The following is a 12,263-nucleotide window of genomic DNA, read 5'->3' on the forward strand; positions in this document are numbered from 1 at the left end:
TGGTTCGGCTGCGACGCGCCCGGCGAGTCGCCGCCGAACCACGCACTCGTCGGCCGGGTGCTCTAACGCGGTCCGCCCGTCCCACATCGTGTGACCCGGGCAATCATGTGGGAGACCGGTGCAACAATGCGACCGATGCCCTCCACCACCTCCAGACCGAGCACGTCCTCGGCTGACACGCCCGGCGGTCCCGACGGCGACGCTCCGGTGCGCGGCCCTGGCCGCCGCGCCCGGGGCACGGACGGCGGCCCGCCCACCGGGCCGCCCGCGGTCGGTGGACCGACGCCCGTCGGCGGGCAGCCGGTGCCGGTCGGGTCCCGGCTGTCCACCTGGGCGTCGCTGCGCCGGCTCTACCCGTACGTGCGCCCTGCGATGCCTCGCCTCGTCGGCGGGCTGCTCTCGGCTCTCGGCGCGAGCCTCGCCGCGCTCGCGATCCCGCAGGTGCTCCAGTCGCTCGTGGAGGGACCGCTCGCCGCCGGCGCCTCGACCCGCGACCTCCGTGCGCTCGTGGTGCCCGTCGTCCTGGTGCTCCTGCTCGGAGTGGCGGAGGCAGGGTTCGTGCTGCTGCGCCGCAACCTCGTGATGTACCCGGGCACGCGCATCGAGGCCGACATGCGGGTCGCGTTGTTCCGGCACCTGCAGGACCTGCCCGCGGCGTTCCACGACCGGTGGCCCGGAGGCCAGCTCCTCAGCCGGATCATGGGCGACCTCGGGCTGCTGCGCCGATGGCTGATCTTCGGCCTGCTGCAGCTCGTCGTGAGCGCGGTGACGATCGTCGTGGGCGTCGCGATCCTGCTCTCCACGGTCGGCTGGCTCGGGCTCGTCTACCTCGCCGGTGCGGTACCGGTCACGGTGATCGCGTTCCGGTTCTCGCGCCGCTACCGGGTCATCGCGCGCCTCTCGCAGGACCAGTCGGGCGACCTGGCCACGACGGTCGAGGAGTCGGTGCACGGCATCCGGGTCCTCAAGGCCTTCGGGCGGGGTGGCAGCGCCCTGCAGTCCTTCACCGGTCAGGCGGAGGAGCTGCGACGCACCGAGATCCGCAAGGCCGGCAACCAGGCCACGGTGACGACGTCGCTGCAGATGATCCCGGAGATCACGCTGGCGGTGTGCCTGGTGCTGGGGTCGGTCCTCGCGGTCCGCGGTGACATCACGCTGGGCAGCCTCGTCGCGTTCTTCCTCACCGCCGCCGTGATCAACGGCCCGGTCGTCGACCTCGGCATGACGCTGTCGATGACGCTCAACGCACGGACCGCGGTCGACCGCTTCTTCGAGGTCATGGAGACGCCGAACGACCTCACGGACCCGCAGGACCCGGTCGAGGTGGGTCCTGCCCGCGGGCACGTGGAGCTGCGCGACGTCTCCTTCCGGTTCGGCGACGCGAGCGAGCCCCTGCTCTCCCACCTCGACCTGGAGCTGCCCGTGGGGACGACGACGGCGCTCGTCGGGCTCACGGGTGCGGGCAAGTCGACCCTGGCGATGCTGGTTCCCCGCATCGCGGACGTCACCGGCGGCCAGGTGCTGCTCGACGGCGTCGACGTGCGCGCGATGCGCCGCACCGACGTGCGTCGCGCGGTGGCCGTCGCGTTCGAGGACCCCACGCTGTTCTCCGCCTCGGTGCGGGACAACGTGCTGCTCGGCGTCCCGGAGACGGGCCCCGACGCGGTGCCCGCCGCAGAGCGCGAGCGCCGGCTGCACGAGGCGCTCGAGGTGGCGCAGGCAGGATTCGTCGCCGACCTCCCGCAGGGCGTCGAGACGCGGATCGGCGAGGAGGGGCTGTCCCTGTCGGGCGGCCAGCGGCAGCGCCTGGCCCTCGCCCGGGCCATCGCCGTGCGCCCCGCGGTGCTCGTGCTCGACGACCCGCTCTCGGCGCTCGACGTCACGACCGAGGAGGCCGTGACCGGCCGGCTGCGCGAGGTGCTCGACGGGACCACGACCCTCGTGATCGCGCACCGGCCCTCGACCGTCGCGCTCGCCGACCGCGTCGCCGTCCTGCAGGACGGTCGGGTCACCGCGGTCGGCACGCACGCCGACCTCCTGGCCACCGACCCGCACTACCGGTACGTGATCTCGAGCCTCGAGGAGGACTGGGAGCAGGCCGCGACCCAGGGGGCCTCCGTTGACGGGCCCGAGGACCACGTGGACGACGACACGACGGAGGCCCAGCCGTGAGCGGACCGACCACCCCGACCGAGCCGCCCCGTCGGCCCACCGACGCCGCGGCCGACGACGCCACGCGGCTCGACCGCGAGACCTCCGCGGCCGTCCGCGCCCGCTCGATGCGGCTGCTCGGAGAGCTGCTGCGGCCCCGCAGGCGCGCTCTCGCATGGGCCGGAGTCCTCGTCGTGCTCTCCACGCTCGGCCAGGTCGCCGGGCCGTGGCTCGTGTCTCTCGCGATCGACGTCGCCGTGCCCGCGCTCGCTGACGGCCGGGCCGCGCCGCTCGTGCTCGTCGGGTCCGCGTACCTCGTGGCCGCCGTCGTGGGCGGGCTGTGCGCGGGGGCCTACGTGCGCGCGGCCGCGCGCATCGCCCAGGGCGTGCTGCTCGCCCTGCGCCGCCGCGTGTTCCGGCACACGCAGCTGCTGTCGCTGGACTTCCACGAGTCGTACACGTCGGGCCGCATCATCAGCCGCCAGACCTCCGACCTCGAGGCCCTCCGCGAGCTGCTCGACGGCGGCCTCACAGGCGTCGTGTCCTCCCTCATGCTCATGCTGTTCACCGGCCTGGGCCTGTGGCTGCTCGACCCGGTCTCGGGCCTCGTGCTCGTCGTGGCGCTCGTGCCCGCGTGGCTGCTCACCCGGTGGTTCCAGAAGCACTCGCAGCTGTACTACCGCCAGCAGCGCACCACCTCGGCCCGGCTCATCGTGAAGTTCGTCGAGACGATGACGGGCATGCGCGCCGTGCAGGCGTTCCGTCGCGAGGCCACGACCGAGGCGGAGTACGAACGGCTCGGCGAGGAGTACCGCGACGCCAACCTGCGGATCTTCAGCGTCAACGGGCGGTATCAGCCCGGCCTCGTGCTGATCGGCAACGTCGCCGTCGCGGCGGCGCTCGCCGTCGGCGGGTGGCGGGTCTACCAGGGGTCCCTGGACGTCGGGGTGCTGGTCGCGGCGCTGCTCTACGTCAAGCGGTTCTTCCAGCCGATCCAGCAGCTTGGCATGTTCTACAACTCCTTCCAGTCCGCGACGGCGGCCCTGGAGAAGGTGTCCGGTCTCCTGGCCGAGGAGCCGACCGTCGTCGAGCCCACGAGGCCCACGCCCCTGCCGCACGCGCGCGGCGCGCTGCGCCTCGACGACGTGACGTTCCGGTACGGCGACGGGCCGGTCATCCTGCCGGACCTCGACCTCACGATCCCCGCGGGCCAGACGGTCGCGCTGGTGGGCACCACGGGGGCCGGCAAGTCGACGCTGGCCAAGCTCGTCACCCGGTTCTACGACGCCACGCAGGGCAGCGTCCAGCTCGACGGGGTGGACCTGCGTGACCTGTCCACGACGGACCTCCGTCGCGCGGTGGTCATGGTGACGCAGGAGGCCTACCTGTTCAGCGGGTCCGTCCGCGAGAACATCGCGCTCGGACGGCCCGACGCGACGCAGGCCGAGATCGAGGACGCCGCCCGTGCCGTCGGTGCGCACGAGTTCGTCATGGCGATGCCCGAGGGCTACGACACCGAGGTGAACAAGCGGGGCGGGCGGGTATCCTCCGGGCAGCGCCAGCTCCTGAGCTTCGCGCGCGCGTTCCTCGCGGACCCCGCGGTGCTCGTGCTCGACGAGGCGACCAGCTCGCTCGACGTCCCGGGCGAGCGGCTGGTGCAGCACGGCCTGCAGACCCTGCTCGCGGACCGGACGGCGATCATCATCGCCCACCGGCTGTCCACGGTGGCCATCGCGGACCGCGTGCTCGTCATGGAGCTCGGGCGCATCGTCGAGGACGGCTCGCCCAGCGACCTCGCGGCGGGGAGCGGCCGCTACGCGACCCTGCACGAGGCGTGGCGGGACTCGATGGCCTGAGGCCCGGCGGTCCGTCGCGTTCCTCGAGTGCGTGGTTCGGCTGCGACACGCCCGGCGAGTCGCAGCCGAACCACGCACTCGACGGCGGCGGGCGTGGGGCGGCGGGCTAGGGCACGAGCCGGTGCAGGTCACGCGGGAACAGCGTGACCTCCCGGACGTTCGTCGCCCCGGTCAGGCGAGCCGTCCAGCGCTCGAGGCCGATCGCGAAACCGCCGTGCGGCGGCATGCCGTGCTCGAACGCCTCGAGGTAGGTCGCGTAGGTGGCCGGGTCCTCGCCGCGGGCCGTGATCGCCGTGACGTAGTCCGCGTACCGGTGCAGCCGCTGCCCGCCCGTGACGAGCTCGAGACCGCGGAAGAGCAGGTCGAAGCTGTTGCTCCACCTCGGGTCGTCGGCCTGAGGGTGCGTGTAGAAGGGGCGCTTGGCCATCGGATAGCCCTCGACGGCGAGGAAGTCGCTGCCGTGCTCGGCGAGCGCCCACCTCCCCAGGGCGCGTTCGTGCTCGGGGGCCAGGTCGGGCTCGTCCGAGGGCGCGCCGACCAGGGCCAGCGCCTCGGCGAAGTGGATCACGGGGATCTCGTCGGGCACGACCGGGACGGCGAAGCCCTGGGCCGCGACCGCCCCGTGCGCGAGCTCGCGCACCCCCGCGACCATGCCCGCCAGGACGTCGCGCAGGACCCGTAGCACATCGCGGTGGTCGTGCACGAACCCGAGCTCGACGTCGAGCGAGACGTACTCGGCGAGGTGGCGGACCGTGTCGTGCGGCTCGGCGCGGAAGACCGGTCCCACCTCGTACACGCGCTCGAACACCCCGACGAGCTGCTGCTTGTAGAGCTGGGGGCTCTGCGCCAGGAAGGCGGGACCGCCGAAGTAGTCGACCGCGAACACGTTCGCCCCCGACTCGGTCGCCGACGCGACGATCTTGGGCGAGTGCACCTCGGTGAACCCCTGCGCGTCGAGCACCTCGCGGAAGCCTCGCAACGACGCGGCCGCGACCTCCCACCGCGCACGCTGGGCGGGGTGGCGCCATGCGACGGCCGCGTGGTCGAGCATCGTCGGCAGCGCCACGTCGAGCGTGGGGCGCCAGAGCTCGACGGGTGGGGTCGCCGCGGGGTCGGTGAGGAGGACGAGGGTCGGTGAGGTCACCTCGATCCCGCCGGGCGCCTGGGCGTTCGCCGTGGCGGTGCCCGTGACCTCGACCACGGTCTCCTCGGGCGGCGCGTCCTGCTCGGAGTCCGCCCGCACGACGATCTGGGCCAGGCCCGAGCGGTCGCGCAGCACCAGGAAGGTGACCGCGGAGAGCTCCCGGCGCCGGTGCACCCAGCCGTTGAGCGTCACGGACGTGCCAGGGGGCACGGAGGACAGGTCGGCGGCGAGGGTGCGGGATCCGGGAAGCGCGACGGGTGGGGTGGGTGGTCTCATGGTTCCTCCAGCAGGCGAAGGCCCTGGAGGAGCGGGCGGGGGCTAGGTCGCTGTGCCACCACTCCTTCGCCGGGAGGTCCCGGCCTCTCGTCGGTACGCCGCACGCGCGGGGGACGTCCGCCCGTGCTGCGAGAGCCGGGCCGAGGGTCGTCACGCCTCACGTCCACCGGTTCCGACCCTACCCACGGTGCATCCGTTCGTCGCGGGAATTCTCCGGGCGGACGTCGAGCGCGTGGTTCGGCTGCGACACGCTCGGCGAGCAGCAGCGGAACCATGCACCCAGCGGTGCGCGGCACCTCCCGTTCACCCGGCCTCGCTACGGTCGCACCGTGACCGCACAGCCCGCAGAGTCCCCCCAGCCCGCCCCGCTCGCCCGGCGCCTGGGCCTCGCGGACGGCGTCGTGATCGGCGTCGGTTCGATGCTCGGCGCCGGGGTGTTCGCGGTCTTCGCCCCGGCGGCCGCCGCTGCAGGGTGGTGGCTGCTCGGGGGACTGGGGCTCGCGGCCCTGGTCGCGTACGCCAACGCGACGTCCACGGCGCAGCTCGCGGCCCGGTACCCGACGTCGGGCGGGGCCTACGCGTACGGGCGCGAACGCCTCGGACCGTGGTGGGGGTTCGCCGCGGGGTGGTCCTTCGTCGTCGGGAAGACGGCCTCGTGCGCGGCCATGGCCCTGACCTTCGCGGCCTACGCCGCGCCCGGCGCGCAGCGACCCGTGGCCGCGCTCGTCGTCGTGGCGCTGGTCGCCGTCAACGCCCGGGGCGTGACCCGTACGGCCCAGGTCACGCGCGTCCTGGTCGCCGCGACCGCGCTCGTCCTGGTGCTCGTGGTCGTGGCGGCCTGGCAGGTCCCCGCCGCCGAGGCCCAGCCTGGCGGGGGCGCACCCCACGGGGTGCACGGCGTGCTCCAGAGCGCGGGGCTGCTGTTCTTCGCGTTCGCCGGGTACGCGCGGGTCGCGACGCTGGGCGAGGAGGTGCGGAACCCGCGGGTCACGATCCCGCGCGCGATCCAGCTCGCGCTCGGGATCGTGGTGGTCGTCTACGCGGTGGTCGGGTTCGGCGCGCTGCGGGCGCTCGGCGCGGACGGCCTCGCGGGGTCGACGGCGCCGCTCGCCGACGTCGTCGGCGCGGCCGGGTGGCCCGGAGGGGACGTGGTCGTGCGGGTCGGTGCCGCCGCGGCCTGCGGAGGAGCGCTCCTGGGGCTGGTCGCCGGGGTGGGACGGACGACCCTCGCGATGGCTCGCGAGGGGGACCTGCCCCGCCCTCTCGCGGCGGTGCACCCGGTCCATCGCGTTCCGGCGCGGGCCGAGGCCGTGCTGGGGGCCGTCCTCGTCGTCCTCGTCCTGGTGGCAGACGTCCGCACGGCCGTCGGGTTCTCGTCCTTCGCGGTGCTGACGTACTACGCGGTCGCCAACCTGGCGGCCCTCACGCAGGGGCCCGACGACCGTCGGTGGCCTCGCGGCCTCCAGGTCCTGGGGCTCGTCGGCTGCCTGACGCTCGCGGCCTCGCTCCCGCTTGCGTCCGTGCTCGCGGGGTCGGCGGTGCTCGTCGTGGGACTGGTCGGACGTGCCGTCGCCCGGGCGGCGGTCCACCGAGAGCCGGGTGCGTGACCGGCGGCAGCCCGCCCGGGGCGTCGTCCGCCGGGACCGGCCGCCGGTGCGCGAGGTCGTCGCGCCTGGCGCCGGGGCGTCCGCGGGGTGACCATGGACGTATGTCCAGCGTCGGACCGGTCGTTGTCGGGTATGACGGGTCGCCCTCGGCGACCTCCGCGGTGCGGTGGGCTGCGCGTGAGGCCCGACGGCGCAGCACGCGGCTCGACGTCGTCTTCGCGCGTGACGCGCACGACACCCACCTCGAACCCTCCCTGCCGGGCGGTGGCGAGAACGCGCAGGCCGGCGCCCGCGCCCTGGCCGAGCGGGGTCGGGGCAAGGCGCTCGAGGTCGAGCCGGACGTCGAGGTCGAGGCGTCGCTCGAGTACGCGACGCCGGCCGCGGCCCTGGTCGGGACGTCGCTCGACGCCTCGGTCGTGGTCGTCGGATCGGGGGACCACGGTCGGGTGCGCGGTGAGCTGGGCGGTTCGGTGGCGCTCGCGGTCGCGGCGCACGCGCACTGTCCGGTCGTCGTGGTGCACGGCGACGTCGAGGCGCTGCGCGACGTGAACCTGCCCGTCGTCGTGGGGGTCGACGGGTCGGCGGCCTCGACCGACGCGCTGCTGCACGCGGCCGAGGTGGCCGTCTCGCGCCAGGCGTCCCTGCGTGTCGTGGTGGCCTGGTGGACGCGGGCCTCGGCCCACCTCGAGAGCTATGTCGCCGCGGAGTTCCCGCGCGAGCGCGCCGAGCAGGGTGCCGAGCGGCAGCTCGCCGCGGCGCTCGCCCAGGTGCGCGAGGCGTTCGACGGGATCGACGTCGAGGGCGAGACGGTCGAGGCCTACCCGGCTCCCGCGCTGGTCAGGGCCTCGGAGGGGGCTGAGCGGCTCGTCGTGGGCTCGCGCGGCCGGGGTGGTTTCGCGGCGCTCGTCCTGGGTTCGGTGAGCCACGCGCTGGTGCGCGAGGCGCACTGCCCCGTGACGATCGTGCGCTGATCCCTGCGTCCACGGCAGCGTGATCCCCGCCACAGGTTCGGTCCTGGGACTTTCACCCGGCGGCAATGTTTGGTTAGGCTCACCTCTGTGAGCCAGACCTTATCGGGAGCCGACGACACCACGGCAGCCCAGGACCCCGCCCTCCCGGCCCTCGCCGGGACCGGGCTGAGCCTCGGGTACGACGGGAACGCCGTCGTGCACGACGCCTCGCTGCGTCTGCTCCCCGGACAGGTCACCGCGCTGATCGGGCCCAACGGGAGCGGCAAGTCGACGCTCCTGCGCTCGCTCGCCCGGCTGCACAAGCCGCTCGACGGGACCGTGAGCCTGCCCGACGTACCCGACGCGCTCGCGCTGCACCCCAAGGACTTCGCGCGCCGCGTCACGCTGCTCTCGCAGAGCAGGCCCACGCCCAACGGCGTGAGCGTGCGCGACGTCGTCGGGTACGGACGGCACCCGCACCGGGCGCGCTTCCGCTCCACGGACCCCGACGGCGCCCGCGCGATCGCGTGGGCCATGGACGTCACGGGCGTCGCGGCCATGGCCGGGCGCGGCGTCGACGAGCTGTCGGGAGGCGAGCTCCAGCGCGTGTGGCTCGCGACGTGCCTCGCGCAGGACACGGGCGTGCTGCTCCTCGACGAGCCCACGACCTACCTGGACCTGCGCTACCAGGTCGAGATCCTCGACCTCGTGCGCGACCTCGCGGACGACCACGGCGTGGCCGTGGGCGTCGTGCTGCACGACCTCAACCAGGCGGCCGCGGTCGCCGACCACGTGGTCCTGCTCCAGCGCGGCGTCGTCCGCGCCGCGGGCGAGGCCGCGGACGTCCTGACGGCCGACGCCCTGAGCGAGACCTACGGCATCCGGATCGAGGTCACGCACGACCCGCTGACCGGCACGGTGCAGACCGCGCCCGTCGGGCGGCACACGACCCGCAGGCTCGTCGCCGTCCCCTGACGGCCGGGCCGACGCACCCCGTGCCGCCGCGCACCCCCGCGCGGTGGCCCACCGAGCCCGACGCCGTCCCGGCGCGGGCCGCACCTCAAGGACACAGGACCCCCATGCGAACGACCCTCCGGACCGGCCTGCCCGCCGTCCTGCTCGTGACAGCGCTCACCCTCACCGCGTGCGGCATCACGGAGGAGGCCGACGCCGGCACGGCCGACGCGACCGCCGCCTCCGACGCGGGCCCCGTCACCTTCGCCGACGAGCGCGGCGAGCAGACGCTCGACGCTCCTGCGACCGAGGTCGTCTCGCTCGAGTGGGGCCTGACCGAGAACCTGCTCGCGCTCGGCGTCGACATCGTCGGCCAGGCCGACGTCGAGGGCTACAACACCTGGGACACCTCGGTGCCCCTCGACGCCTCCACCCCGGACGTCGGCACGCGCGGCGAGGCGAGCCTCGACGCGATCTCCGCGCTCGAGCCCGACCTCATCGCCGTCACCACGGACACGGCCGACAACGTGATCGACCAGCTCGAGGACATCGCGCCCGTCGTCACCCTGCGCGGCTCGGACGGCACCGACCCGATCGGGTACATGCGTCAGACCGTCGAGACCCTCGCGACCGCGACGGGTACCGAGGACAAGGGTGCCGAGCTGCTCGCGGGCTTCGACACCAAGGTCGCCGAGGGCAAGAAGGCCCTCGACGAGGCCGGCGTCGCGGGCGCCTCGTACGTCATGGCCGACGGCTGGGTCAACAACGGCACCGTCTCGGTGCGCATGTACACGCCCGGTTCGTTCCTGGGGGCGGTCGGCGCCGAGCTGGGCCTCGAGAACGCCTGGACCGGCGAGGGCGACCCCGACTACGGCCTCGCGCAGACCGACGTCGAGGGCCTCACGGCGCTGAGCGACGTCCAGTTCGTCTACGCCGCGAGCGACTCCGAGGCCGACCCGTTCGCGGACGGGCTCAAGGACAACGCGATCTGGCAGCAGCTCCCGTTCGTCGTCGCCGGTGACGTGCACCGCATCCCCGACGGCATCTGGATGTTCGGCGGCCCGGCCTCGGCCAACGCCTACGTCGACGCGCTCGTCGCGGCACTGACCCAGTGAGCACGAGCGCCCCGGGGGGACTCTCGACGGCCCAGAGCGAGGTCCCGGACGACTCCTCGGGGCTCCTGGCCCCGCCGGTTCCCCTGGGGCGCTCGCGCGTCCGGTTCCGCCTGACGGTCGCCTCGGCGTTCGTCGTCGCGATCCTCGTCGTCCTGGTGCTGGCCGCGATCCACCTCACGCAGGGGACGGCCGACGTCGGCCTCGGCGACCTGCTGAGGCTCGTCGTGGGCGGGACCGGCGGCGATGCCGACGCGGACCGGACCGTGGCCGCCGTCCTGGTCGCCTCGCGCCTGCCCCGCCTGCTCGCGGGCCTCCTCGTGGGCGTCTCGCTCGGCGCGGCCGGAGCCGCGCTCCAGTCGGTGGCGCGCAACCCGCTGGCCTCGCCCGACACGCTCGCGGTCAACGCGGGCGCCTACGTCGCGGTCGTGGGCGCGGCCGTGGTCGGCGTGACGCTCCCGTTCTACCTCTCGGGGACCCTGGCGCTGATCGGTGGCCTCGCGGCCTCGGGCCTGGTGCTCGTCCTGGCGCGCGGCGGCGCGGCCGGGCCCACCCGGCTGATCCTCGCGGGCTCCGCGATCACCCTGGCCCTGCACTCGTTGACGACCGTGCTGCTCGTGCTGTTCCAGCAGGAGACCATGGGGCTCTTCGCGTGGGGGAGCGGCTCGATCGTCCAGTCCGGCACGTCGCAGGTCGCGCTCGCGGCCCCGCTCGTCGCCGTGGGACTCGGCGGGCTGGTCCTCGTGGCCCACCGGCTGGACCTCTTGGCACTGGGCGACGACACCGCGACCGTGCTCGGGATCGACGTGCGCGCCACGCGCGTCGTGACCATCCTGCTCGCGGTCCTGCTGTCCGCGACGGCCGTCACGGTCGCGGGCCCGGTCGGGTTCGTCGGACTGTGCGCTCCAGTGATCGTGCGCCTCGTGGCGCGCAAGGTGCCGGGCCTCAACCGGCACCGTGTGCTCATCCCGCTCTCGGGGATCGCGGGCGTGATCGTCATCCTGGGCGCCGACGTCCTGCTGCGCCTCGTGCTGCCCGGCACCTACGGCGTCGCCGTCCCGACGGGCGTCATCACGACCGTGTTCGGCGCCGCGACGCTCGTGTGGCTCGCGCGCCGCCTCAAGGACTCGGGACCTGCTGCGGGGACCCGGGCCGCGCACGTCCGGCCGCGCACCTCGCGCCGCGCGCTGGTGGTCACGGCTGTCCTGGTCGCGCTCCTGGTCGCGGCCACGATCGCGGCGCTCCTGCTGGGCGACCGGCTCCTGCTCACGGGCGACGTCCTCAACTGGGCCGCCGACCGGGCGGGCAAGCAGGTGAGCTTCGTGCTCGACCAGCGCTTCCCGCGCGCGCTCGCCGCGATCCTCGCGGGCGCCGCGCTGGGCCTGGCGGGAACCGTGGTGCAGGCCGTGTGCCGCAACCCGCTGGCCGAGCCGGGGCTGCTCGGCGTGACCGCGGGCGCGGGCCTGGGGGCCGTCGCGGTCGTCCTGCTCGTGCCCGGCGTCGGCATCGTGGGGATGTCCGTGGCGGCCGTCGTCGGCGCGCTCGGGACGTTCGCGATCGTCTACCGCCTGGCGTACCGGGGCGGGCTGAGCTCGGACCGCCTCGTGCTCATCGGCATCGGCATGAGTGCGGGGGCCACGGCCCTGACCACGCTCGTGATCGTCGTCGTGGCCCCGTGGAACCTCAACCTCGCGCTCACCTGGCTGTCCGGGTCCACGTACGGGCGCACGCTCGAGCACGTGGTCCCCGTCGTGCTCGCGCTGCTCGTGGTCGTGCCCGTCGCGGTGCTCCACCGGCGCGAGATGGACGTCCTGGCGCTCGACGAGGACACCCCGCGGGTCCTGGGTCTGCGCCTCGACCGCACGCGCCTGCTGCTCCTGGGCGCGAGCGCGGTGCTGACGGCCGCGGCGGTGTGCGCGGTCGGCGTCGTGGGCTTCGTGGGTCTCGTCGCCCCGCACGCCGCGCGGGCCCTCGTCGGGTCCCGCAACGGTCGCGTCATCCCGGTCTCGATGCTGCTCGGGGCCGTCCTCGTGAGCGTCGCCGACACCGTGGGCCGCACGGTCATCGCACCCGCCCAGATCCCCGCGGGCCTGACGACGGCGCTCATCGGTGCGCCGTACTTCGTGTGGCTCCTGTGGCGCAGCCGCGGCCGCGAGGCGTGAGAGTGATCCCGACCACAGGGACGGGTCCGGGGGTTCACCCGAGCCCGATGT

The 12,263-nt window shown here is 74.4% G+C and carries 8 protein-coding genes; 7 read left to right on the forward strand and 1 reads right to left on the reverse strand.

Annotated elements, in window-relative coordinates:
* Positions 1-372: 372 nt before the first annotated feature.
* Complete coding sequence (locus ACFWGN_RS11355) at positions 373-2,172, forward strand: ABC transporter ATP-binding protein (protein ID WP_377617047.1); 1,800 nt, start codon at positions 373-375, stop codon at positions 2,170-2,172.
* The gene (locus tag ACFWGN_RS11360; protein ID WP_377616930.1) at positions 2,169-4,007 is read left to right on the forward strand and encodes an ABC transporter ATP-binding protein; all 1,839 of its coding nucleotides are present in this window, start codon (positions 2,169-2,171) and stop codon (positions 4,005-4,007) included. Before ACFWGN_RS11355 ends, ACFWGN_RS11360 begins: the two co-directional genes overlap by 4 nt.
* 106 nt (positions 4,008-4,113) lie before the next feature.
* Here the strand turns inward: ACFWGN_RS11360 and aspS are convergent, their stop codons facing one another.
* On the reverse strand, positions 4,114-5,427 hold the full coding sequence (aspS, locus tag ACFWGN_RS11365; RefSeq protein ID WP_377616931.1) for an aspartate--tRNA(Asn) ligase: 1,314 nt from the start codon (positions 5,425-5,427) through the stop codon (positions 4,114-4,116).
* Between the two features lie 329 nt (positions 5,428-5,756).
* On the opposite strand from aspS, the gene ACFWGN_RS11370 reads away from it, so the two are divergent.
* The 5 genes from ACFWGN_RS11370 (at position 5,757) to ACFWGN_RS11390 (ending at position 12,212) form a co-directional block, all read left to right on the forward strand.
* On the forward strand, positions 5,757-7,034 hold the full coding sequence (locus ACFWGN_RS11370; protein ID WP_377616932.1) for an APC family permease: 1,278 nt from the start codon (positions 5,757-5,759) through the stop codon (positions 7,032-7,034).
* Between the two features lie 101 nt (positions 7,035-7,135).
* Complete coding sequence (locus ACFWGN_RS11375; protein WP_377616933.1) at positions 7,136-8,005, forward strand: universal stress protein; 870 nt, start codon at positions 7,136-7,138, stop codon at positions 8,003-8,005.
* 87 nt (positions 8,006-8,092) lie between these two features.
* Positions 8,093-8,959 carry an ABC transporter ATP-binding protein gene (locus ACFWGN_RS11380; protein WP_191804719.1) on the forward strand — a complete coding sequence of 289 codons (867 nt, stop codon included), beginning with the start codon at positions 8,093-8,095 and terminating at the stop codon, positions 8,957-8,959.
* A gap of 104 nt (positions 8,960-9,063) precedes the next feature.
* Positions 9,064-10,053, forward strand: coding sequence for an ABC transporter substrate-binding protein (locus ACFWGN_RS11385; RefSeq protein WP_377616934.1), 990 nt, complete (start codon positions 9,064-9,066; stop codon positions 10,051-10,053).
* On the forward strand, positions 10,050-12,212 hold the full coding sequence (locus tag ACFWGN_RS11390; protein WP_377616935.1) for an iron ABC transporter permease: 2,163 nt from the start codon (positions 10,050-10,052) through the stop codon (positions 12,210-12,212). The genes ACFWGN_RS11385 and ACFWGN_RS11390 overlap by 4 nt, the downstream gene beginning before the upstream one ends.
* Positions 12,213-12,263: the final 51 nt, after the last annotated feature.

It is taken from the genome of Oerskovia sp. NPDC060338, from assembly GCF_042726295.1.
Taxonomy (GTDB): Bacteria; Actinomycetota; Actinomycetes; order Actinomycetales; family Cellulomonadaceae; genus Oerskovia; species Oerskovia merdavium.

What these genes read in the sequence shown, in the direction of transcription:
- ACFWGN_RS11355 (WP_377617047.1), top strand. Translation starts at nt 373, where the DNA reads ATGCCTCGCCTCGTCGGCGGGCTGCTCTCGGCTCTCGGCGCGAGCCTC.
- aspS (WP_377616931.1), bottom strand. Translation starts at nt 5,427, where the DNA reads ATGAGACCACCCACCCCACCCGTCGCGCTTCCCGGATCCCGCACCCTC.
- ACFWGN_RS11375 (WP_377616933.1), top strand. Translation starts at nt 7,136, where the DNA reads ATGTCCAGCGTCGGACCGGTCGTTGTCGGGTATGACGGGTCGCCCTCG.
- ACFWGN_RS11385 (WP_377616934.1), top strand. Translation starts at nt 9,064, where the DNA reads ATGCGAACGACCCTCCGGACCGGCCTGCCCGCCGTCCTGCTCGTGACA.